The sequence below is a fragment of the Roseateles sp. GW835-FHT13E02 genome (assembly GCF_058794035.1).
This window is the reverse complement of the sequence record NZ_JBXAGJ010000021.1, coordinates 16,745-37,860: the sequence shown is the minus strand read 5'-3', so window position 1 is coordinate 37,860 and position 21,116 is coordinate 16,745. Positions and strand designations below refer to the sequence as shown.

20 protein-coding genes are annotated in these 21,116 nt (G+C 69.2%); 14 read left to right on the top strand and 6 right to left on the bottom strand.

What is annotated here, in order from left to right; genetic code table 11:
- Positions 1–7: 7 nt before the first annotated feature.
- The 6 genes from AC1Q6P_RS18905 to hemP all read right to left on the bottom strand — a co-directional run bounded on the left by AC1Q6P_RS18905 (position 8) and on the right by hemP (position 6,653).
- Positions 8–823, bottom strand: a complete 816-nt coding sequence (locus AC1Q6P_RS18905; RefSeq protein WP_492665490.1) for an ATP-binding cassette domain-containing protein — start codon at positions 821–823, stop codon at positions 8–10.
- Positions 820–1,884, bottom strand: coding sequence for a FecCD family ABC transporter permease (locus tag AC1Q6P_RS18900; protein WP_492665491.1), 1,065 nt, complete (start codon positions 1,882–1,884; stop codon positions 820–822). Before AC1Q6P_RS18900 ends, AC1Q6P_RS18905 begins: the two co-directional genes overlap by 4 nt.
- Positions 1,881–2,738: a heme/hemin ABC transporter substrate-binding protein gene (locus AC1Q6P_RS18895; protein WP_492665519.1), complete on the bottom strand. Its 858-nt coding sequence runs from the start codon at positions 2,736–2,738 to the stop codon at positions 1,881–1,883. Before AC1Q6P_RS18895 ends, AC1Q6P_RS18900 begins: the two co-directional genes overlap by 4 nt.
- A 41-nt stretch (positions 2,739–2,779) precedes the next feature.
- Positions 2,780–3,883 carry a hemin-degrading factor gene (locus AC1Q6P_RS18890; protein ID WP_492665492.1) on the bottom strand — a complete coding sequence of 368 codons (1,104 nt, stop codon included), beginning with the start codon at positions 3,881–3,883 and terminating at the stop codon, positions 2,780–2,782.
- 42 nt (positions 3,884–3,925) lie between these two features.
- Positions 3,926–6,196, bottom strand: a complete 2,271-nt coding sequence (locus AC1Q6P_RS18885) for a TonB-dependent hemoglobin/transferrin/lactoferrin family receptor (protein WP_492665493.1) — start codon at positions 6,194–6,196, stop codon at positions 3,926–3,928.
- Between the two features lie 166 nt (positions 6,197–6,362).
- Entirely contained in the window at positions 6,363–6,653 is a 291-nt protein-coding gene (gene hemP, locus AC1Q6P_RS18880) for a hemin uptake protein HemP (RefSeq protein WP_492665494.1), read from the bottom strand.
- Positions 6,654–6,877: 224 nt separating this feature from the next.
- On the opposite strand from hemP, the gene bfr reads away from it, so the two are divergent.
- From bfr to AC1Q6P_RS18810, 14 genes are all read left to right on the top strand, one after another.
- Complete coding sequence (gene bfr, locus AC1Q6P_RS18875; protein WP_171826844.1) at positions 6,878–7,345, top strand: bacterioferritin; 468 nt, start codon at positions 6,878–6,880, stop codon at positions 7,343–7,345.
- A gap of 201 nt (positions 7,346–7,546) precedes the next feature.
- The gene (locus AC1Q6P_RS18870) at positions 7,547–7,813 is read left to right on the top strand and encodes a (2Fe-2S)-binding protein (protein WP_492665495.1); all 267 of its coding nucleotides are present in this window, start codon (positions 7,547–7,549) and stop codon (positions 7,811–7,813) included.
- 170 nt (positions 7,814–7,983) lie between these two features.
- The gene (locus AC1Q6P_RS18865) at positions 7,984–9,774 is read left to right on the top strand and encodes a phosphatase PAP2 family protein (RefSeq protein WP_492665496.1); all 1,791 of its coding nucleotides are present in this window, start codon (positions 7,984–7,986) and stop codon (positions 9,772–9,774) included.
- Positions 9,775–9,776: 2 nt separating this feature from the next.
- Entirely contained in the window at positions 9,777–10,892 is a 1,116-nt protein-coding gene (locus AC1Q6P_RS18860) for a glycosyltransferase family 2 protein (protein WP_492665497.1), read from the top strand.
- Positions 10,889–12,496, top strand: coding sequence for an ArnT family glycosyltransferase (locus AC1Q6P_RS18855; protein WP_492665498.1), 1,608 nt, complete (start codon positions 10,889–10,891; stop codon positions 12,494–12,496). Before AC1Q6P_RS18860 ends, AC1Q6P_RS18855 begins: the two co-directional genes overlap by 4 nt.
- Positions 12,493–13,236: a phosphatase PAP2 family protein gene (locus AC1Q6P_RS18850; protein WP_492665499.1), complete on the top strand. Its 744-nt coding sequence runs from the start codon at positions 12,493–12,495 to the stop codon at positions 13,234–13,236. Before AC1Q6P_RS18855 ends, AC1Q6P_RS18850 begins: the two co-directional genes overlap by 4 nt.
- Positions 13,233–13,895 carry an acyloxyacyl hydrolase gene (locus AC1Q6P_RS18845; protein WP_492665500.1) on the top strand — a complete coding sequence of 221 codons (663 nt, stop codon included), beginning with the start codon at positions 13,233–13,235 and terminating at the stop codon, positions 13,893–13,895. The genes AC1Q6P_RS18850 and AC1Q6P_RS18845 overlap by 4 nt, the downstream gene beginning before the upstream one ends.
- Positions 13,896–13,940: 45 nt before the next feature.
- Positions 13,941–15,563, top strand: coding sequence for a gamma-glutamyltransferase family protein (locus AC1Q6P_RS18840; protein ID WP_492665501.1), 1,623 nt, complete (start codon positions 13,941–13,943; stop codon positions 15,561–15,563).
- A 32-nt stretch (positions 15,564–15,595) separates the two neighbouring features.
- Positions 15,596–16,471 (top strand): GNAT family N-acetyltransferase, encoded by an 876-nt coding sequence (locus AC1Q6P_RS18835; protein ID WP_492665502.1) that lies wholly within the window; start codon positions 15,596–15,598, stop codon positions 16,469–16,471.
- A 421-nt stretch (positions 16,472–16,892) separates the two neighbouring features.
- On the top strand, positions 16,893–18,284 hold the full coding sequence (locus AC1Q6P_RS18830) for an MFS transporter (protein ID WP_492665503.1): 1,392 nt from the start codon (positions 16,893–16,895) through the stop codon (positions 18,282–18,284).
- 38 nt (positions 18,285–18,322) lie between these two features.
- Positions 18,323–18,892: a GNAT family N-acetyltransferase gene (locus AC1Q6P_RS18825; RefSeq protein WP_492665504.1), complete on the top strand. Its 570-nt coding sequence runs from the start codon at positions 18,323–18,325 to the stop codon at positions 18,890–18,892.
- Between the two features lie 3 nt (positions 18,893–18,895).
- Complete coding sequence (locus AC1Q6P_RS18820) at positions 18,896–19,390, top strand: GNAT family N-acetyltransferase (protein WP_492665505.1); 495 nt, start codon at positions 18,896–18,898, stop codon at positions 19,388–19,390.
- Positions 19,391–19,457: 67 nt separating this feature from the next.
- Entirely contained in the window at positions 19,458–20,723 is a 1,266-nt protein-coding gene (locus AC1Q6P_RS18815) for an FAD-binding domain-containing protein (RefSeq protein ID WP_492665506.1), read from the top strand.
- Positions 20,720–21,115, top strand: coding sequence for a thiol-disulfide oxidoreductase DCC family protein (locus AC1Q6P_RS18810; RefSeq protein ID WP_492665507.1), 396 nt, complete (start codon positions 20,720–20,722; stop codon positions 21,113–21,115). Before AC1Q6P_RS18815 ends, AC1Q6P_RS18810 begins: the two co-directional genes overlap by 4 nt.
- Position 21,116 lies beyond the last annotated feature (1 nt).

The following is a 21,116-nucleotide window of genomic DNA, read 5'->3' as shown; positions in this document are numbered from 1 at the left end:
TGAAGCTTCAGGCCACGCGCCGCGGCGCGGCCGCAGGCGCCAGGCTGGCCACCAGGGCCGACCCCTCGCCATCCCGCAGCAGACGCAGGCGCACGCCGTAGAGCTGCTCCAGCAAGGGCAGGGCGGCGGGCACGGCGCCGCAGTCGGCCAGAAGGTGGCCGGCTTGCAGCAGCCAGAGGCGCTCGAAGTTCTGCATCGCCAGGTTCAGGTCGTGCAGCACCGCCACCAAGGCATGGCCGCGGGCGGCGGCAAAGCGGCGCCAGCGCTCCATCAGCTCCAGGGCCAGGCCCGGGTCCAGGGCGGCCAGGGGCTCATCCACCAGCAGCAGGCCAGCCTCGCAATCCCAGGCCTGGGCGAACACGCGCGCCATCTGCACGCGCGCCTGCTCGCCGCCCGAGAGGCTGTCGAAGCGCCGGCCGGCCAGGTGCCCGGCCTGGGCCTGCTGCAGCGCAGCGGCGACGATCTGCGCCTGCTGCGGGTCGCCATCGCGCGCGGCTTGCGCCACCCGGCCCAACGACACCACCAGCTCCACCGGCAGGCCAAAAGCCACAGCGTGTTGCTGGGGCAGCACCGCGCGCCGCAGGGCCAGCGCCGCGGCCGGCCAGTCCTGCAGCGGCCGGCCGTTCAGGTGCAGCTGGCCGCGCTGCGGGCGCAGCTCGCCGGCCATCAGCCGCAGCAGGCTGGATTTGCCAGCGCCGCTGGGGCCGAGGATGGCCACGCGCTCGCCCGCCTGCAGGGTCAGGTTGAAGGGGCCCAGCTCGGGCGCAGCCGGCCCCGAGCCCAGGCGCAGGCCCAGCTGGTCCATTTGCAGCAGGCGGCTCATGCGACAGCTCCGTGGCGCAGGGACTGGCGCAGCAGCCACAAGAAACAGGGCGCACCGAGCAGGGCGCTGAAGATGCCGACCGGGATCTCGGCCGGCACGGCCAGGGTGCGGGCCAGGGTGTCGGCCAGCAGCAGCAAGAGGGCGCCGCTCAGCATGGCGCAGGGCATCAAGCGCCGCAGATCGGGCCCGACCAGCTGGCGCGCCAGATGCGGTGCCATCAGGCCGATGAAGCCGATGCTGCCGCAGGCCGACACGGCCAGGGCCGAGAGCAGGGCAATGCCCAGCACGCTGCGCCGCCGCAGGCCCTGCACATCGACGCCGACATGGGCCGCCTGCTCGCGCCCCAGGGCCAGGGCATTCAAGGGCTGGGCCCAGCGCCGGGCCTGCAGCGCCACGGCCAGCAGGGCCGAGCCCATCATCAGCAACAACCAGCCATTGGCGCCTGCCAGCGAGCCCAGGCTCCAGAAGCTCAGCGCGCGCAGCTGTTCATCGGTGGCCAGATGGCTGCACAAGCCCACCAGGGCGAAGGCCAGAGCCTGCACCGCCAGGCCGCAGAGCAGCAGGGCCGACACCGAGCCCGGCGCCAGCCAGCGCGCCAGGCGCTCCAGCGCCCAGCACACGCCCAGCGCCCCGGCAAAGCCCGCCACCGGCAGCAGCCAGATCCGCCAGGCCGGCGGCAGCTGGAACTGCAGGCCGGCGAACAGGGTCAGGCACAGGGCCACCGCGGCGGCGGCACCGGCGCTGATGCCCAGCAGGCCGGGGTCGGCCATGGGGTTGCGAAACAAAGCCTGGCTCAGGCAGCCGGCCAGGCCCAGGGCCGCGCCGACCGCGAGGCTCAAACCCACACGCGGCAGGCGCAGATGCCAGAGCACATGGGCGCCGCCGCTCAGCGGCGCTTCGCCACCCGGCCGGAGCAGCCAGTCGCCCGGCGCGATCTGCACCGCGCCCAGATGCAGGGCCAGGGCGCTGCCCAGCAGCAGGGCCAGGCCCAGCAGCCCGGTGGCCGACAGCTGGATCCGCAGCAGGCCTTGCCTGGCGGGCGTGCTCAGCGAGGGATTCATGCGCCGGCTCCAGCGCGGCCGGGCTCGGGGTACAGGCCTTGCGCCAGCCGGCTCAGGGCCTGGGGCAGGCGCGGGCCAAAGCCCAGCAGTTCCAGGGCATCGAGCGCAAGCACGCGGCGCTGCTGGCCGGCCGGGGTCTGGGCCAGGCCGGGCAGCTTGAGCAAGGCCTCCAGGCCGCCGGCCGCGGCCAGCCCTTGCTCGGTCAGGAGGATGTGCTCAGGGGCGGCGGCGATCACCGCTTCCGGCGTCAAGGGCTTGTAGCCGCTCACGCCCTGCAAGGCATTGCGTGCGCCGGCATAACTGAGCATGGCATCGGCGGCCGTGTCCTGGCCGGCGATGCGCACCTGGCCCATGCCGTGCGAGAGGATGAAGAGCACGCGCGGCGAGCGCCGCCCGCCACCGGGCAGGGCGCTGCGCTGGGCCACCCCGCGCAGGCTGGCCTGCCAGTCGCGCTCCAGGCGCTCGCACAGGGCGGCTGCCTCGGCGCGGCGGTTCAGCAGCTCGCCCAAGCGGCGGGTGCGCGCGATCAGGCCCTCGAAGCGATGCTCGGCACGCAGGATCTGCAGCGGCACGCCGGCCGCTTCCAGCTGGCGCAGCACGGCCGGCGGGCCGGCGTCTTCGGTGGCGATGATGAGCTGGGCTTGCAGGGCCAGCAGGCCCTCGGTGGCCAGCGTGCGGGCGTAGCCGACATTGGGCAGACGCTGGGCTTGCGGCGGGTAGAGCGAGGTGCTGTCCACGCCGACCAGGCTGGCCTCCGCGCCCAGGGCATAGACCAGCTCGGTCAGCGCGCCGCCGATGCTGATCAGGCGCTGCGGGCTGGGCGCAGCGCACAGAGGCGTCGCCCCGGCGGCCATCAGCAGACCCAGGCCTGCCCCGGCGCTGAATTGGCGGCGCCTCACGGGCAGGCCTCCGCAGCGGCGGCCTGACGGTCGGCCAGGCTTTCCAGCAGGGTGCGCCAGTCGCAACGCTCGGCCTGGCCGGGCTTGCGCTCGCCAAACATCATGGCGATGTTGCGGCCCTGGGCGTCGAAGAGTTCGAGCGAGCAGACCAGGCCGTCCACCGTGGGCTTGCGCACCAGCCAGGCTTGGGCGATGTGGTCTTCGCGCAGGTGCAGATTGAAGCCGGGGTCCAGCACATTGAGCCACGGGCCCATCACCGCCACGCGCTGGATCGGGCCGCTGTGGATCTGGATGGCGCCGGCATTGCCGGTGAACACCATGAGGGGCACAGCCTCCTGCGCCGCCCGGCTCAGCAGTTCCTGGGCCGCGGCCAGGGGCAGGGCCTGGGCAAACTGCGGCTCGGCCAGGCGCAGGGCTTGGGTGCGGCTGAGGCCGAAGCGGCGCAGCAGGGCGAAGAAGTCGTGGGTGTCGCGCAGCGAGGCCCAGGCGGCATGGAAGCCGGCCAGGTCGATCTCGGCATCGGGCTTCTCCGTGGGTTCGGCAGATGCGGCTTCGACCTGGATGCCGGGCGCCTGGTCTTCGTGCGCGAATCGCTGCACCAAAGCCTGATAGGCCGCTTGATTGCTCTCCGGGCGCAAGAAGATCTTGTGGATGGCCTGACCGCTGGTGTCGAAGAACTGCAGGCTGCGCTGCTCGGCGCCATCGGCCAGGCGCTCGCTGAGCGCAAACCCATGGGCCCAGGCGCGGTAGAACAGGCGCAGATCGATGGCCCCGCCCAGCACCAGGCCGACGCCCCCTTGCGCGCTGGCGCTGCGGTAGGGCCCGGTTTTCTCGTGCACGCAGGATTCGTTGCGGGTCAGCGCCATCAGCTCGCCCAGGGCCTCGCAGGCTTCGATCAGCTCGGGCCAGAGTGGCTGCAGGCGCTGGGCGCGCAGCGGGGATTCCTCGGCGGTGAAGGCGCCGAGATGGGCGGCGACCAGCTCGCCTTCGCTGATCTGCAGCTTGTGGGCAATGTCGCGGTGGCGGGCAGGCTGGCCGGCGGCGGGGCTGAGGCGGGCGTGGCCAAAGGCCTGGCGCAGGCGGCTGAAGCTGGCTTGCATGGTGAAACTCTCCGGGTGTTGGGTGTGGAAAAGGGCGCGGGCTCAGAACTCGGCGGCCAGGGAGACCTGCAGCTGGCGGCCGGGCGCGGTGTAGGCGTCCAGCTCGGTGGTGGTGGCGGCCAGGCCGCGCACATCGGCCCAGCGCCAGTAGCGGCTGTTGCCCACGTTGTTCAGCTGGGCCTGCAGGCGCCAGCCGGGCTGGACACGCCAGCCCAGGCCCAGGTCCAGGACCTGGTAGCGGGGCGTGAGGAACTGGCTGGCGACGCTGTTGTCCTGGGCGCGCTTGGCGGCGGCCAGCTGCCAGTTGGCGCTCCAGCTCCAGTCGCCGCGCTCCCAGCGCGCGCCCAGCTGGGCGCGGTCGGGCTGCACGGTGTCGAGCGGGCTGCGCTCCCCGTTTTGCTCGCTGTGGCCGCGGCTGTGGGCCAGGGCAGCGCTCAGCTCCAGGCCCGGTTGGGCTTGCCAGAACACCCGGGCCTCCACGCCCTGGATGCGCGCCTGGTTCAGATTGATCGACTGAAAGATCAGCGGGTCTTTGGGTTTGCCGCTGCCGCGCACCACCTGCTGGCTGATGAAATCGCGGTAGCGGTTGCGGTAGGCGCTGAGCTGCCAGCGCAGCTGCTCGGCCACGCGGCCGCGCAGGCCCAGCTCCAGGCTTTGCGCGCGTTCGGCTTTCAGGTCCGGGTTGCCGATGCTTTCATAGCCATGCACGGGGTTGGCAAAGCCGTTGTTGACCTGATCGGCCGTGGGTGCGCGAAAGCCCAGCGCCCATTGCGCATAGGGCTGGACCGTTTCGCTGGCGTGCCACACCAGACCCAGGCGCGGCGTCAGTGCCTGGTCGCTGAGGCTGACCACGGCGCCGCTGTAGCCGCTGCTTTTGGGGCTGAGGCGGTAACGCTCGTAGCGCAGGCCCGGAATCAGGCTCAGGCTGCCGGTCTCGATCTCGCTTTGCACAAAGGCGCCGACCTGGCTGGCATCGGTGTCGGGAAAGGGCTTGCTCGGGAAGCTCTCGCCGGCTGGCGGTACGGTGCCATCGCGCAGGCCGCTGATGCGGTTGCGGCTGAGGTCGATGCCGTAGCTCATGCGCTGGCCGCTGAGCTGGGTCTGCGCCTGGCTGCTGAAGCCGATCAGTTCCTCGCGGTAGAAACCTTCGCGGATGCGGTCGGGCGACTGGTGGCGGTCTTCCACGCTGCGCTGGCGAGTCTCGCTGTGCTGCACATAGATCTGGCTGTGCAAGGATTGCAGCCATTCGCCGTTCAGGTCGTCGTAGCGGTGCTCCAGCGAGACGCGGCGGCGGTTCAGGCGGTCCTGGGCGTCGAGGTCGATCACGGCCGAGGGTGTCTTGTCGTTGACCACGGGGGCGCGGCCCGACAGCACTTCCGTGTCCTGGCGGCGCTGGCGCAACTCCAGCGTCGCTTGCAGGCGCTGGCTGGGGCTCAGGCGCAGGCCGGTTTTGGCCAGCAGGCTTTCGCTGCGGATGTCGGCCGGGTTGGGCGCGGTGCGCAGGCTGTTGAGATCCTTGCGCTCGCCGCGGTTTTGCGTTTCATGGCCGCGCGCCAGGCTCAGCTGCAGCAGGTGCTGCCATTCGCCTTGTTGGAATGCATAGGCGCCGCTGAGCCGCTGCGAGCGGTCCACCGTGGCCAGGCTGCTGCGCAGCAGGCCGGCCTGGGCCTTGCCGTCCTTGAGCAGGTCTTCGGGCGAGAGGCTGTTCAGGCTCAGGGCGCCGGCCAGGCCGTCGCTGCCGAACTGGGCCGAGGCCGGGCCGCGCAGCACCTCGGCCCGGCTCAGCGCATCGAGGTCCACCTGGTCGGCGCGGCCGCTGGCGAAAGCGCCGAAGCTGAAGGCCTGGGGCAGGCGGATGCCGTCCACCATCATCAGCACCTGGTTGCCCTCCAAGCCGCGGATGTTCAGGCCCTCGTTGCCGGCGCGGCCGAGCGAGCTGCCGGCGGCGCTGAAGCGGGTGGCGGCGCTGCGCACGGCCAGGTCGACCTCGTCGTCGAGCAGATCCTTGAGGTTGCGCGCCTCACGCTTGAGCAGGGCGGCGCGGTCGATCACGGTGACGGTGTTGGGCACCTTGTCGCTGGCCCGCTCGGTGCGGGTGGCGCTGATGGTGATCTCGGGCAGGGCCGTCACGGCGGCGGGCTGCGCCGCCTGGTCGGGCTTTGGCGAGCCGCTCTGGGCCAGGCCGAGCCCAGGCGTTGCCATCAGGGCCACCGCCAGGGCGATGGGTCGCAGCGTGCTTGGGTAATGGTTTACTTCAGCGCCAGAAAAAAATGGGCGCGAGGAAATCGAGGCGGCAGCGTGCGTGCGCAGCATGGTCGTGAGTCCTTGTCTGGAAAAGGGACTGGCACGGGCGGGCTGGCGCGGGGCGAGGCTGGCTGGTGCGAAACAGAAATGAAAAAAGCGAACGGGTCTGGAAAAGAAACGGCAAAAAGGAAGTCGTTCGGGTGGTCAGGCGGGCCGGTGGAGGGCGGCGTCGGCGCTACTTGGTCAGGATCAGCTTGCCCAGCGAGGTGACGCGCAGCCGGTAGATCTGGCCGGCATGTTCGATCTCGACCTCGCGGCGGTCGGCCAGCAAGGTTTCACTGCTGAGGCGGCGCGGCGCAGCGCTCGGGCGTGCCGACGACAGGGCTGCCAGCGATGCGGACGATGCAGGCGAAACGGGCGAGGCGGCGGGCGTGGGCCGCATGGCCGACAGCGTGCCCGGGGCTTCGGTTTCCAGCGCCAGGCTGGCAGCCAGCAGGCTGGCGGGACGGATGGAAGAGGATGACATGGTTCTCATCTTAAATGAGAACGATTCGTAATTGCAATCTCTTTCGAGCGCAGCCGTGACTGTCCTGTGCGCGGCACGCCTCGGCGTGGAGATGAGAATGCAAGCTGTTTCGACCGGGCGAGCGCGGTCTTGCCTCAGCGTGGAGCGGCTGCACGCACAATGCTCCGTCCGCGTGCGCCTTAGGCCTGCGCGCCACTTGCATGCTTTGTTGAAAGGAAGCCACCATGAAGGGTGATGCCAAGGTCATCGAATACCTGAATGCCCAGCTTAAGAACGAGCTGACCGCCATCAACCAGTATTTCCTGCACTACCGCATGCTCAAGAACTGGGGCCTGGAGCGCCTGGCCAAGCATGAGCACGACGAGTCCATCGAGGAGATGAAGCACGCCGACAAGCTGATCGACCGCATCCTGATGCTGGAAGGCCTGCCCAATCTGCAAGACCTGGGCAAGCTCTACATCGGCGAGAACGCGGTCGAGGTGCTGCACTGCGACCTGAAGATCGAAGTCGGCTCGCACCCGCTGCTGAAGGAGGCGATCGCCTACTGCGAAAGCATCCGCGACTACGTCTCTCGCGAGGTGCTGGTCAGCATCCTCGAAGACACCGAAGAGCACATCGACCATCTGGAAACCCAGATCGGTCTGGTCGCCCAGCTGGGCGAGCAGAACTGGCTGCAATCGCAGCTGTCCTGATCGCTTCAGAAGCGCAGGCCGCTGTCCCGTGAGGGGCGGCGGCCTTTGTACTTTGCGCGGCAAGGCCCTCAGTTTCAGGGGGATGCTTGCGAACATGATTGAGAAGTGTTCGCATTTGCGATAGAGTGGCGACGCCATTCGGCACTTTTCTGCCCACTTACTCATGCCTTGCCGGCTCCGTGCCGGCAGCCGCCCCGCGCCATGATCGTCTGCCTCTGCCATCGTGTTTCCGACCGCGACATCCGCCGCCAGGTGGCCGATGGCGTGCGCAATTTCGAGGTGCTGCAGGACGAAACCCGCGTGGCCGCCGCCTGCGGCAGCTGCCTGGACTGCGCCCGCGAGGTCTTCGATGAAGCTGTGGCCCAACCCGCCTGCGCTGCCCGTTGCGGCGGCGCGCCCTTGCAGATGAACGCCGGCAGCCAGCCGCTGCGCCGCATGACGGTGCGCCCGGAGCTGCTGCTGCCCTGATGGGCTGATTTGACGCTCGCGTGCGTGCGGCCGCTGCAGCGCTGATTCGCTTTTCTCCCTCCCTTTTTCCCTGAGCCGGCTGGCGTGCAGGCGCCTGTCGCCGGTTTGTCTTGATTCCGTCGAATCACTGACAAGTGCGCGTCATATGGGCTGCCTAGCATGGCCAGCTCATGAGCCCCGCCATTCCCAACGCCTGCGAGCGCCGCCTGCCTGACGCGCCCCTCTCGCGAGCGAGGCAGGGCGCCGTCCTGTGTCTGGCCGGCTTGCTGGCGCTGCTGGCCCTGGCCCTGCGTGGCTCCGGCCGCGAGCCGCTCTGGCTGGCCCAGCTGCAGCCCACGTTGGCGCAGTTCTCGCCCACGCTCTGGTCCTTGTTGAGCGTCGCCGGTCTCGGCTGGGCGGCGCTGGGTTTCGTGTCGGTGCAAAAGCCGTCTTTGGCGGAGCGCCTGTGGCCGACCGGCTTGTTTGCCTTGCTGGCCGGCGGCGTGCTGGCGCAGGTGTTGAAGAAATCGATCAACGCGCCGCGTCCGCCCTCGGTGCTGGGCGCGGGCGAGCTTTGGGTCACCGGCGATCCGCTTTATTTCAACGCCATGCCCTCGGGACACTCGGCCACCGCAGCGACCTTGGTCTTGCTGATTTGGGCGCTGGCCCGGCCGCCGCGCTGGGGTCAGATCTTGCTGGTCTGGGCGGCGGTGTCGGTCGGCCTGGCGCGCGTCGGCGTCGGCGCGCATTGGGCCAGCGATGTGCTGGCCGGGTGGGCACTGGGCTTGGTGGTGGGCCTGCTGGCGCTGCATGCGGTGCCGCATGCGCCGCGTTGGATGCATGGCGCGCGAGGTGTGCGCTGGCGCGCTGCTGTGGGTTTGCTGAGCGGCTGCGTGCTGGCCCTCATGCCCTGGGGCTATCCCTTGGCCGAAAGCGGCCAATGGCTGATGGGCCTGGGGCTGATCGCGGCCGCCGCCTGGCAGCTCTGGCGCCACGGTGAACTGGCGCGACCCGCCGCCCTGCTGCGCATGGTGCTCGGCCTCTTGCTGCTGCTGGCGCTTCTGGCCTGGGCGGCGCCGCAGGTCGATCTGCAGCAATGGCAGGCCAGCCTGGCCCGCGTGGCACCGAGCGACTGGCTGCTGGCCGGCCTGGCCCTTTTGCTGAGCTTGGGGCTGCGTGGCTGGCGGGTGCAGCTGGAGTGGCGCGCACGGCGCGCACGCAGCGATCTGCCCGCGGCATCGCTGAGTTATGGCGCCAGCCTGCGCTTGCTCTTGCTCCACACCCTGGCGCTGAACTGGGCGCCCTTGCGCAGCGGTGAGCTGGGCTACCTCTGGCTGGCTCAGCGTCAGTACGGCGCCACGGCCGGCGAGGCTCTGGCCAGCCTGGTCTGGCTGCGCCTGCAGGACTTGTTGGTGTTGGCCAGCTTGAGCCTGGCCGCGCTGCTGGCCTGGTGTCTGGGGCAGGGCGCAGCCCTGGCCTTGTTGATCAGCGCCTTGATCTTTCTCGCGGGCTCGGCGCTGTTGCGCGCAATGCTTGGGCGACTGGCGCTGCAGCCCGGCGCTGCGCCCTCCGGCCGCTGGCAGCGCCTGCGGGGCGCGCTGGCCCAGGCACCGTCGCAGGGCGCCCAGCGGCCGATTGCCCTGCTCAGCCTGGCCAACTGGTGGCTCAAGCTGGCGGCGCTGGGCGGCTTGCTGATGGCCTTGCTGGGCGGCTCGCCCTTGCAGGGCTTGTTGGCGGCGATCGGTGGCGAACTGGGCGGCATGTGGCCGATCCAAGCCACCGCGGGCCTGGGAAGTTATGAGGCGGGCGTGGCCGGCGTGGCCGCCTGGTTGGGCGTCGAGATGACGTTGCCGCTGGTCCTGGCTGCTGCGCTGGCCGTGCACGGCCTGGCCTTGCTGCTCAGCACCGTGGCCGGCCTGCTGGTGCTCCTGTTCTACGGTTTCCCGGCCCGCGCGCCGGCGGCCACTTTGCGAGTCGCATGACGATGAATCCTTCTTCCTCCCTGGTCCTCGACCCGCCCCTGGGTGCGCTGCCGTCTGCCGATGCTGATACTGCTGTCGCGGCTGCAGGCAGTCATCCGGCCCACGCGCTCGAGCCGCTGCCAGCGCACCGCCTCAGCGTGGTCGTGCCCATGTACAACGAGCGCGAGAACGCCGCGCCCCTGATCGACGCGGTGCAGGCCGCGCTGGCGGACTATGGCTACCCTTGGGAGCTACTGGTGGTGGACGATGGCAGCCGCGATGGCACGGCCGCCCTGCTGAACCAGCATGCCCGGCGCGTCGGCCCGCATATCCGCGTCATCCGCCTGGCACGCAATTTCCGCCAGACCGCGGCCATGCAGGCCGGTATCGATGCGGCCCGTGGCGATGTCATCATCACCATGGACGGTGACTTGCAAAACGACCCACGCGACATCCCGCGCCTGGTCGAACGCCTGCTGCGCGAAGACCTGGATCTGGTGGCCGGTTGGCGCCAGCAGCGGCAGGATGGCCTCTTGCTGCGCAAGATTCCCTCCCTGCTGGCCAACCGCCTGATTCGCAAGATCACCGGCCTGCAGTTCCAGGACCTGGGCTGCAGTCTCAAGGCCTTCCGTGCGCCGGTGCTCAAGCAGGTGCGGCTGTACGGCGAGATGCACCGCTTCATCCCGGCCTGGCTGGCCACGGTGACCGCGCCCGAGCGCATGGCCGAGGAGTCGGTGCAGCACCATGCGCGCTTGCGCGGCCAGTCCAAGTACGGCATCTCGCGCTCGCTGCGGGTGGTGGTCGATCTGCTGGCCGTCTTTTTCTTCCTGCGCTTCGGCACCCGGCCGGGGCATTTCTTCGGCGTGCTGGGCTTGGGCGTGATGATGGTGGGCATGGCCCTGCTCAGTTATCTGGGCGTGCTCAAGCTGCTGGGTGAATCGATCGGCGGCCGTCCCTTGCTGCTGCTGGGCTTCTTCTCCCTGCTGGGCGGCTTGCAGTTCCTGACCACGGGCGTGCTGGCCGAGTTGCTCATGCGGGTGTATTTCGAGGGCCGCCAGGTGCGGCCTTACCAGCGCGCCCTGCACAGCGGCGACGCCGACCCCACGCCCGAGCGCGGCTGGAGCCAGGCCGCACCATGACGGCACTCGCTCCTCAGCGCTTCAGTCCGCTGGCCTGGGGCGGATGGGCGCTCGTCATGGCGTCGCTGTTCCTGCTGCGCCTGGGCGCGGCGCCGCTCTTCGATGTGGACGAGGGCGCCTTTGCCGAGGCCTCGCGCGAGATGCTGGCCAGCGGTGACTGGTTGCACACCACGCTCAACGGCCGCGACCGTTTCGACAAGCCGATCGGCGTCTACTGGCTGCAGGCCAGCAGCCTGGCCTTGTTCGGCATCAACGAGTTCGCGGCGCGCCTGCCCTCGGCCCTGTGCGGCCTGGGCTGGGTGCTGGCCCTGGCCGGCTTTGCCCGGCCGCGCTTTGGTGACGCCACTGCCATGTTTGCCGCCACGGCCCTGGGCAGCAGCCTGGGCGTGCTTCTGATCGGCCGCGCGGCCACGGCCGATGCGCTGCTCAACCTGCTCCTGGTGCTGACCCTGCTGGATCTGTGGCGGCATCTGGAGTCCTCGGCCGGCCGGCCCTGGGCGCTGCGCCGTGCGGCCTTGTGGGCGGGCCTGGGCGTGCTGACCAAGGGGCCGGTGGCGGTCTTGATTCCCTTCGCCACCTTGCTGATCTGGCTGTGGCGCCAGCAGGGCTTGCGGGCTTTGCCGCGCAGCCTGTGGCGGACCCTGGCCGAGCCCGGTGCGCTGGCGCTGTTCTTCATCGCCTGGGCGCCCTGGTATGCCTATGCCTTGCAGCGCCATGGCTGGGCCTTCATCGATGGCTTTTTGCTGCAGCACAATTTGCAGCGTTTCAGCTCACCGCTGGAGGGCCATGGCGGAGGGCCGCTGTATTACCTGCTGATGCTGCCCCTGCTGAGCCTGCCCTGGACGCCGCTGCTGGCTGCCGCCTTGCTGCAGATCCGCCGGCATTGGCAGCAGCCCTTGCCGAGCTTTCTGATCTGCTGGGCTGGCTTTGTGCTGGTGTTCTTTTCGCTTTCGGGCACCAAGCTGCCGCACTACGTGCTGTACGGCCTGACGCCCTGGCTGCTGCTGGGCGCGATGTCCTTGAAGCCGCCCTTGAGCCGCGCCTGGCGCCTGGCACTGGCGGTTTCGGCTGCTGGCCTCGTGCTCCTGCTGGGCGGCTTGATGGCGGCGGCGGCCACGGGCCGCTTGACGGCGGGCAAGACCGGTTTGTATGCGGAACTGATCGCCGCCGCGCCGGCTTTGCCGGGGCAAGCGCCCGCGTTGCTGGCCGTCTTGATGGCGCTGTTGCTGGGCCTTTGGCTCTGGCCATGGCTGAGCCTGCCCAAGGCGGCGCTGGGCACGGCGGTTCTTGCGGGTGGCTTTTTGGTGGCCGTGGTCGTACCTTGGTGGGGTCAGGTCTTGCAAGGGCCGGTGCGGGCAGCGGCCTTGACGGCCGCGCAGCGAGACGCGAGTCAGCCTGGCCAGATCTGGCTCTGGCGAAGCCAGACCCCGAGCTTTGGGTTTTACCGACAGCAGCCCACGCCTGGCCTGCCCGAGCCACGGCCCGGCGACTGGGTCTTCACCCGCGCCGATGAGTTGAAGAGCGCGCCGCCGGCTGCAGCCTACGACATCATCCGCCCCGGCCCGGGCTATGTGCTGCTGCGTTGGCGGACGGAGGCGCCATGAGCGTCTGGACCAGCCCACGCGCCCGCCATCGTGAGATGCGCGCCTTCCTCCTCTGTCTGTTCGCAGCCCTGGCCTTGTTCGCCGCTTGGCCGACGCTGGACCTGAGCCTCAGCCGCAGCTTGTATGCCGGTCAGTTCGTGCACGCGGACAAGGCCTGGGTTCGGGCCATGTACGAGGCCGTGCCCTGGTTGACCCGGGCGCTGGCCTTTTACCTGCTGCTGCGCTTGCTGGCGGGCCGCTGGCGTTTGTCGCGGCCGGTCTGGCGGCGGTTGTGGGTGAGCTTGCTCCTGCTGGTGCTGGTGGTTGGCGCCCTGGTCCATGGGCCGGTCAAGCAGTTCTGGTCGCGGCCTCGGCCGGTGCAGGTGCTGGAGTTTGGCGGCAGCGAGGCCTACAGCCCGCCGCTGGCGCCGGCCGGTTTGAACCCTGAACGCAAGCGCTATTCCTTTGTCAGCGGCCATGCCGCCTCCGGCTTTGCGCTGCTGGCACCGGCCCTGTTTGCGCCGCCCGCACGGCGGCGCTGGTGGGGGCGGGCAGCGCTGGGCCTGGGGCTGCTGATCGGCCTGGGGCGCATCTTGCAAGGCGGCCATTTCCTCAGCGATGTGCTGTTCGCCGGCCTGCTGGTCTGGGGTTCGGCCCTGTTGATCCGGCAGCTGTGGTTGTTGGGCGGTCTGCGCCGCGTGCGCCCGGCACAGGCACAGGCACGGGCCTGGATTCAGAGTTGGAAGAAGAGAACGGTATGACACGAGTTTCGAAAGGTCTGGCCGCCGGCGTGGCGCTGCTGCTGTGCAGTACCCATGGCTGGGTTCGGGCCGAAGAACGAGCCGCGCTCAAATCCATGGCCGTGGGCGGCAGCCTGGCGAGCTGGGCCTGGTTGGCCTGGCAGGGCGCTTCGATCGACTCGGCCTTGTGCGCAAAGCAGGGCCCGGGCGGCCTGCGTTTCGAAGCCGCCAAGGACCGCGAGCTGCGCGCCGCCAGCCTGGGCTGGCGTCTGGGCGAATGCGTGGCCTGGCGCGCTTCTTCAAGCGCACTCAGTCTGCAGATGGCACCGCGGCTGCAGCTGGGGGGGTGGCAGGCCGAGCGCGGAGCCGCGGAGCCGCGGCGTTTGCTCGATGCCGCCTTCGTCCCGGCCCTGCGCTGGGATCTCGGTTCAACGGCCGCGGGTCTGCGCCTCGACCTGGAACTGGGCATCGGCGCCGGCCTGATCAGCCACAGCCGCATCGGTGCTCGCCAGAAGAGCACGAACTTCCAGTTCTTCGACGTCATGGGTCTGGGCCTGCGCAGCACCGATGCGCGCTGGCGCCTGAGCCTGGACTACCGACATGTCAGCAATGCCGACATCCGCAAGCCCAACCAGGCGGTGGACTTCATCGGCCTGAGTGTGGAAGTCCCCATGCCTTGAGTCGCCGGGGCGGGCCACAATCCGGCCCACACAGGAGACTTCGCGATGCAGGCATTCGACTGGCAGAACCCTTACCCGAGCACACGCAGCCCGCTGTTCGCGCGCAATATCGTGTCCACCTCGCATCCGCTGGCTGCGCAAGCGGGCTTGCGCATCTTGGCCCAGGGCGGCAATGCCGTTGATGCGGCGATTGCCACGGCCGCCTGCATGACCCTGGTCGAACCCTGCAGCAACGGCCTGGGCTCGGACGCGTTTTGCATCCTCTGGGACGGCCAGCAGCTGCACGGCCTCAATGCCTCGGGCACGGCGCCCCAGGCCTGGACGCCCGAACACTTCTTCAAAACCTATGGCGCGGATGCGAAAACCCCGCCCAAGCGCGGCTGGGGCGGCGTCACCGTGCCGGGCGCCGTGGCCGGCTGGGTGGCTTTGAGCGAGCGCTTTGGCAAGCTGCCCTTTGCCGACCTGATGGCACCGGCCATCGAGATCGCCGAGCGCGGCTATGCCGTGCCGGTGGTGGTCCAGAGCAAATGGGCGATGGCGGCGGAGCTGGCCGACCTGACCAGCCAGCCCGGCTTCGCCGAAGCCTTCTTGCCGCGCGGCCGCGCGCCCCAGGTGGGCGAGCTGTTCAAGTTTCCGGCGGCAGCCCGCACCCTGCGCCTGATTGCCGAGAGCAAGGGCGAAGCGTTCTACCGCGGCGAGGTGGCCGCGGCCGTCGAGGCCTTTGCGCGCAGCACCGGCGGCGCCATCACCGCGGCCGACTTTGCGGCCTACCGGCCCGAATGGGTGACGCCGATCTCGCAAAGCTATGCCGGCCATGAGTTGCACGAGATTCCGCCCAATGGCCAGGGCATTGCCGCCCTGATCGCACTGGGCATTCTCAAGCACCACGATCTGCGCCGCCATGCGGTCGACAGTGTGGCCGGCCAGCATCTGCAGATCGAGGCCATGAAGCTGGCCTTCGCCGATGTGTACCGTTATGTCGCCGACCCGCGCAGCATGGCTGTGAGCACAGCGGAGCTGCTGGACGAGCAATACCTGGCCCGCCGCGCGGCCTTGATCGACCCGAATCGTGCCCAGGATTTCCAGTGCGGCAACCCTGTCAAGGGCGGCACCATCTACCTGACTGCAGCCGACGAGAGCGGCATGATGGTCAGCTTCATCCAGAGCAATTACATGGGCTTTGGCTCCGGCCTCGTGCTGCCCGGCTACGGCGTGTCCTTGCAGAACCGGGGCCACTGCTTCACGCTGGAAGCGGGTCATCCGAATGTCGTGGCCCCAGGCAAGCGCCCCTTTCACACCATCATCCCCGCCTTCCTGACCCAGAACGGTCGACCCGTCATGAGCTACGGCGTGATGGGCGGCAATATGCAGCCGCAAGGCCATATGCAGACCCTGGTGCGCATGCTGGACTATGGCCAGCAGCCGCAGACTGCCTGCGACGCGCCGCGCTGGCGCTTCAACGAAGGCCTGTCGCTCAATGTCGAGCCGCACATGCCGGCGGCCACGGTGGCCGGCCTGCGCGAGCTGGGCCATCAGATTGGCGACATCCACGACAGTTATCAAGACTTCGGCGCCGGCCAGTTCATCTGGCGCTTGGGCGACCCTGCGGTGGAAGGCTATGTGGCCGCCAGTGACCCGCGCCGCGACGGTGCCGCGGTCGGCTTCTGAAGCGAGGGTCAGGTCTTGCCTGTGTGCCGACCATGCCTGGCCTGATCGAGCGCCTGTCCCTGTGTTGGCAGACCGATCTGATCTTTGCCCGCTTCGACGGGCAGGTGATCGAGCGGCCCGATTGCCTGGTGCTGCGCATGCCCGGCAACCCGCTGTTCTACTGGGGCAATGCCTTGATCCTGCCCGAGCCGCCGCGCGATACCGAGCTGACGCATTGGCTGCAGCGTTTCGAAGAGGAGGTGGGCCAGCACACGCGCGAGTCCGGCCATGTGGCCATCGGTTTTGATGCGGCCGCGCCGCATGAGCCGCTCTTGAGCTGGGCGGCGGCCGGCTTCGAGATCTTTGGCAGCGCCACCCTGGCCGTGACGGCCGCGGCCTGGCTCCGGCCGCAGCGGACTATGGCGCCCGAGTTCCACATCCGCGCGCTGGACCTGACGCAGGAGGGTGAACTGGCCGCCGTGCTAGATCTGCAGTGCGAAAGCAATGACGCGGGCTACGAGCCCTTCGGCTATCGCGTGCACCGCGAGCGCCAGATGCGCCGCTATGCCGCGATGCAGGCGGCCGGTCTGGGTGCCTGGTTCGCTGTCTTCGCAGGCGAGCAGCTGGTGGCCGATTGCGGCCTGTTCCGTGCCGCGCAACTCGGCCGGCCCGAGCTGGGCCGCTTTCAGCATGTCGGCACGCACCCGGCCTGGCGCCGCCGCGGCCTGTGCACGGCCTTGATCGATGCGGTGGTGGGGCAGGGCTTGCAGACTTGGGGGCTGGAACGTCTGGTCATGTGTGCCGACCCGGCCGATGTGGCCATCGGCATCTACGAATCGCTGGGCTTTTCGCGTGCGCTGGCCGGCGATGTACGGGCCATCTGCGCGCAAAGAAGACCGACCCGGGACCAGGCGCCGAATCAGCGTTGAGGGTTCGCGCTGCGCCCCCGAGCTGCAGGGGGCGTGACCCCACGCACTTGCCCGGCCTCATGGCCCGCTGTTAGCATGGCCGCTCTTGATTCAGATCAGACCATGACCAAGCTCCTCGACCGCACCCGACGACGCACACCCCGTGCGGCGCTCGCCTGCGCGCGAGTCGCAGCCTGGCCCCAGGCTGCCGCCGACTGCCCGCATTGACGCGGCGCTGCTTCGGTTGACCCCTCTCCTCGGTGAGCCGCCGTGCCTTTGATTTGCCGGCCTGCTGCTTCGCTTCCAGCTCACCCTGTTCCGCCTTTGTCTCTTGTTTGTTTCTCGCATTTCGCCGCCAGGGCGGAATGCCCTGCTTGTGCTTCGGCTCCCGCCCTGCGCGTGGGGGGCCGCACACCGGGAACCGTTTCGGAGTGTGTTTCTCATGGCTACCCGTTTTTTTGCGTCTTTGTCGCGCCCCGGCCTCTGGCCGGGCTTGCTGTTCGAGCGAATGCGCCGCCTGCTGACCCTGCCGCCCGGCGATCTGCTGCGTGACGCGATCTACCGCCGGCTCTGGACTTCCATCCTGATCAGCTCCCTGGGCGGGCAGATCACGATGCTGGCCCTGCCGCTGACGGCGGCCGTGATGCTCAATGCCAGCCCCACGCAGATGGGCTTGCTGACCTCGATGGAGATCGCGCCCTTTGTGCTGTTCTCGTTGCCAGGTGGTGTCTGGCTGGACCGCGTGCGCAAGCTGCCCGTCTACATCTTCGGTGAGGCTTTTCTGGGCCTGGCCGTGGCCACCGTGCCCCTGGCTGCCTGGATGGGCTGGCTGACCATGGGCTGGCTCTATGTGGTGGGCTTTGTGCTCGGCACGGTCTACACCATCGCTGGCAGTGCCGCACAAATCGTGCTGACTCAGGTGGTCAGCCGCGACCGCCTGGTCGAGGCCCATGCCAAGAACGCGCTGGCCTCCAGCGGCGCCGAAGTGGCCGGCCCCGGCGTGGCCGGCGTGCTGATCAAGCTCTTGGGCGCGCCCATGGCCCTGGCGGTCGATGCCTTTCTGGTGCTGATCTCGGCCTTGATCCTGCGCGGCATCAAGGTCCAGGAGCAGCTGGCGCCGAGCGGGCAGGCCGATTTCTGGCGTGACCTCAAGGCCGGCGTTCAGTTCGTGCGCGAGCGTGCGCTGCTGGTCAGCCTGGCCTGTACGGTGGGCAGCTGGCAGCTTTGCTACAACGCCGCGCAGGTGGTGCAGATCCTGTTCGCCACCCGCAGCTTGGGGCTGAGCGCGCAAGAGGTGGGCCTGAGCTATGTGGCCTTGGGTGCCGGCACGGTGCTGGCCAGTGTGTTCGGCCACCGCATCAGTGCCAAGGTCGGGCCGGGCCCTTGTCTGGTGCTGGGCGTTGCCAGCTCGGGTTTCGGCTGGCTGCTGCTGGGTCTGATGCCGGCCAATGCCTGGGGTGTGGCGGCTTTTGCCTTCATGCTCTTCATGTTCGGCGTCGGTGCGGTGCTGATCTTCATCAACTTCCTGTCCCTGCGTCAGGCGGTGACGCCGGCGCCCATGCTGGGCCGCATGACCAGCACCATGCGCTGGTTGATCTTGATTCCGGCCGGCCCGGGTGCGCTGCTGGGCGGCTGGCTCGGTGAGCATGTGGGCCTGCGCTCCTCGCTGCTCTTCGCCGGTGTGGGCGCGCTCTGCCTGGCCCTGATCGCCTGGCGCCACCCGGTCATCCGCGATGTGCGCGAGCTGCCCAAGGCCGAGGATCTGGAAGACCAGAACCCGCAAGGCGTGGCCGGCGCCAGCGGCCTGGCGCTGGACCTCGGGCCGAACAAATGAGCGAGGCAAGACCTGACCCCGCCGTTTCTGGGGCGGCGGTGCCCGACCCCCTCCTGATCGAAGTTCCCGAGACCCTCACCACCGAGCGCCTGCTGTTGGCCGCGCCGCGGCCCGGCATCGGCCCGGCCCTGAGCGTGGCCGTGGCGGAGTCCATCGGCCTGCTCAGCCCCTGGATGCCCTGGGCCCAGCAGGTGCCGAGCTTCGAGGAGAGTGAGGCGGTGGCACGCCGCCAGCAGGCCGATTTCATCGCCCGCCGTGATCTTTGCTACCAGATCTACGACCGCGCGCCCGAAGGCCGCCGCCTGCTCGGCGGCACCGGCCTGCACCGCATGGACTGGACCGTGCGCCGCTTCGAGATCGGTTACTGGCTGCGCGCCAGCGCCCAGGGCCAGGGCTTCATGAGCGAGGCCGTGGCGGCCCTGAGCCGCATGGCCTTCGAGCAGCTGCGCGCCCGCCGGGTGGAGATTCGCATGGACGAGACCAACCTTGCCAGCCGTGCCGTGGCCGAACGCTGTGGTTTCGAGCTGGAAGGCATCTTGCGCTGCGACAGTCTGTCGCCGCAGGGGGAGCCGAGGAACACCTGCGTGTACGCACGCCTGGGCCTGTGATCGATGAGCGCTTCGGAATCGATCCGTTTTGACCTGAGCGGCCCGTCGGACGCCGCGGCTTTTCAGCGGCTGTACGACAGCACCGGCTGGGCCGGAGGCGTGGAGCGGGAACCTGAGTTTTATGCGCGTGCCCTGGCGGGTTCCTGGGCGCAGTGTGCGGCCTATGCCAGCGAAGAGCTGGTGGGCTTCGGGCGGGTGATTTCCGATGGTGTCTTGCATGCCTTCATCACCGAGATGATTGTGCTGCCTGTCTGGCAAGGGCGCGGCCTGGGCTCTCAGTTGCTCGATCGCTTGGTTCAGCATTGCCTGCAGCAGGGCGTCCGCGACATCCAGCTCTTCTGCGCCGAGGGCAAGCAAGCCTTTTACGAGAAGGGCGGCTTCACGCCGCGGCTGCCGGGCCGACCGGGCATGCAGTACACGCGATGTGCTGAGGCCTCCGAATCGCCCGTATCGCCAGCATCGCCGGCATCGCCAGCATCGCCAGCATCGCCTGAATAGCCCCTGCCCAGCGCGGCCATGCCCGCGAACCTATGCTGCGCGCTGAGCGCTTCAAGGACCCGCAGGCATGGACGACGACACGATAGGCAAGAGCTGGCACCGGCCCTCGCGGGCCCATGGCCATGAACTGCAGGCGCCAGCATCAGCCACCGAGCCCAGCCTGGCCGCAGCGCAGGCGCGCATCGCGGCGGTCGACCCGGCGGCGTATGCGCGCAGCCGCAATGCCCTGGACGGCGCGGTCACCGGCCTGTCGCCCTACCTCACCCATGGCTTGGTGAGCCTGGCCGAGGTCCTGGCCGGCGTGCAGCAGCGCCATGCGCTGGATGTGCAGCACAAGCTGGTGTTCGAGCTGGGCTGGCGCGCTTACTTTCGCCACGTCTGGCAGCACCGGGGCGAGGCGATTTTTGCCTCGCTGCACGAAGGGCCTCTGCCCGATGCAGCCTATGCCCGCGAGCTGCCGGCCGATGTGCGCGAGGCCCGCAGCGGCGTGCCGGTGATTGACCAGGCGGTGCGCACGCTCTACGAGACCGGCCTGCTGCACAACCATGCGCGCATGTGGCTGGCCAGCTATCTGGTCCATGTGCGCAAGATCCACTGGCGCAGCGGTGCCGATTGGCTCTACGGCCATTTGCTCGACGGCGATCTGGCCAGCAACCATCTGAGCTGGCAATGGGTGGCCGGCACGGGCAGTCGCAAGCCCTATCTGTTCAATGCCGAGAATGTGGCGCGTTATGCACCCACAAGCTGGCACAGCCCGGGCACGGTGATCGATGCCAGCTACGAGGCCCTCGATCAGCTGGCGCGTCATCCCCAGCCGGCGCTGCTGGAGGTAACGACCGAGCGGCCGGCCCCGAGCGAAGAACCTGCATTGCTGTCCGCGCCACCCCCGGGTTTGGCGATCCAGTTGCCTGATGCGAGCCAGGTGGCAGGCCGCGAAGTGTGGCTGGTGCATCCCTGGAGCCTGGGCGCGCTGCCGGCCGACTTGCCGCCAGATACCCAGGTGATCGGTCTCTGGCTGCAGGATTTTCACCAGGCCTGGCCCTGGAGCGAGCGGCGTTGGCGCTGGGTGGCCGCACGCATGGCCGAGCTGGGCGCGGTGATGTGGTGGACGGATGCCGCGGCGCTGGAGCAGGCCTTGAGCGGCGCGCGCCGGGTGCGCTGCCGCGCCGAGCCGCATCTGCAGGCCTGGCTGCCCCGCTGGGCCGAGTGCCTTCCCGAAGCGGCGCTGTTTCCTGAGGTGACGCCCTGCTGCGCATCCTTCTCGGCCTGGTGGACGCGCAGCACGCGTGGCCTCGCCACCGCCGATGACTTGTTGTCGAGGCTGCCGCGATGAAGCCCCAACCCTGCGAACAGACCAGTGATTCGCTGACCGTGCTTTTCGACGGCGCCTGCCCTTTGTGCCGGCGCGAGATCGCGCTCTACCGCGGCCAGGCCGAGGGCCAGGCGGTCTGCTTTGCCGATGTCAGCGACCCGGCTCAGGTCTTGCCGTCGGGGCACACGCAAGCAGAGCTGCTGGCGCGCTTCCATGTGCAGCTGCCCGACGGGCGCTTGCTCAGCGGGGCCGAGGCTTTTCTGGCCCTGTGGGCGAAGTTGCCCGGCTGGCGTTGGCTGGCCTGGTTGGGGCGGCTGCCCGGCGTGGCGCGTTCGATGGAGTGGGCTTACCTTGGTTTCTTGCGCGTGCGGCCGGCCGTGCAGCGGGGATTTCGGCGCTGGAAACCCGACTGAG

What these genes read in the sequence shown, in the direction of transcription:
- AC1Q6P_RS18905 (WP_492665490.1), bottom strand. Translation starts at nt 823, where the DNA reads ATGAGCCGCCTGCTGCAAATGGACCAGCTGGGCCTGCGCCTGGGCTCG.
- AC1Q6P_RS18900 (WP_492665491.1), bottom strand. Translation starts at nt 1,884, where the DNA reads ATGAATCCCTCGCTGAGCACGCCCGCCAGGCAAGGCCTGCTGCGGATC.
- AC1Q6P_RS18895 (WP_492665519.1), bottom strand. Translation starts at nt 2,738, where the DNA reads ATGGCCGCCGGGGCGACGCCTCTGTGCGCTGCGCCCAGCCCGCAGCGC.
- AC1Q6P_RS18890 (WP_492665492.1), bottom strand. Translation starts at nt 3,883, where the DNA reads ATGCAAGCCAGCTTCAGCCGCCTGCGCCAGGCCTTTGGCCACGCCCGC.
- AC1Q6P_RS18885 (WP_492665493.1), bottom strand. Translation starts at nt 6,196, where the DNA reads ATGCTGCGCACGCACGCTGCCGCCTCGATTTCCTCGCGCCCATTTTTT.
- hemP (WP_492665494.1), bottom strand. Translation starts at nt 6,653, where the DNA reads ATGTCATCCTCTTCCATCCGTCCCGCCAGCCTGCTGGCTGCCAGCCTG.
- bfr (WP_171826844.1), top strand. Translation starts at nt 6,878, where the DNA reads ATGAAGGGTGATGCCAAGGTCATCGAATACCTGAATGCCCAGCTTAAG.
- AC1Q6P_RS18870 (WP_492665495.1), top strand. Translation starts at nt 7,547, where the DNA reads ATGATCGTCTGCCTCTGCCATCGTGTTTCCGACCGCGACATCCGCCGC.
- AC1Q6P_RS18865 (WP_492665496.1), top strand. Translation starts at nt 7,984, where the DNA reads ATGAGCCCCGCCATTCCCAACGCCTGCGAGCGCCGCCTGCCTGACGCG.
- AC1Q6P_RS18860 (WP_492665497.1), top strand. Translation starts at nt 9,777, where the DNA reads ATGAATCCTTCTTCCTCCCTGGTCCTCGACCCGCCCCTGGGTGCGCTG.
- AC1Q6P_RS18855 (WP_492665498.1), top strand. Translation starts at nt 10,889, where the DNA reads ATGACGGCACTCGCTCCTCAGCGCTTCAGTCCGCTGGCCTGGGGCGGA.
- AC1Q6P_RS18850 (WP_492665499.1), top strand. Translation starts at nt 12,493, where the DNA reads ATGAGCGTCTGGACCAGCCCACGCGCCCGCCATCGTGAGATGCGCGCC.
- AC1Q6P_RS18845 (WP_492665500.1), top strand. Translation starts at nt 13,233, where the DNA reads ATGACACGAGTTTCGAAAGGTCTGGCCGCCGGCGTGGCGCTGCTGCTG.
- AC1Q6P_RS18840 (WP_492665501.1), top strand. Translation starts at nt 13,941, where the DNA reads ATGCAGGCATTCGACTGGCAGAACCCTTACCCGAGCACACGCAGCCCG.
- AC1Q6P_RS18835 (WP_492665502.1), top strand. Translation starts at nt 15,596, where the DNA reads ATGCCTGGCCTGATCGAGCGCCTGTCCCTGTGTTGGCAGACCGATCTG.
- AC1Q6P_RS18830 (WP_492665503.1), top strand. Translation starts at nt 16,893, where the DNA reads ATGGCTACCCGTTTTTTTGCGTCTTTGTCGCGCCCCGGCCTCTGGCCG.
- AC1Q6P_RS18820 (WP_492665505.1), top strand. Translation starts at nt 18,896, where the DNA reads ATGAGCGCTTCGGAATCGATCCGTTTTGACCTGAGCGGCCCGTCGGAC.
- AC1Q6P_RS18815 (WP_492665506.1), top strand. Translation starts at nt 19,458, where the DNA reads ATGGACGACGACACGATAGGCAAGAGCTGGCACCGGCCCTCGCGGGCC.
- AC1Q6P_RS18810 (WP_492665507.1), top strand. Translation starts at nt 20,720, where the DNA reads ATGAAGCCCCAACCCTGCGAACAGACCAGTGATTCGCTGACCGTGCTT.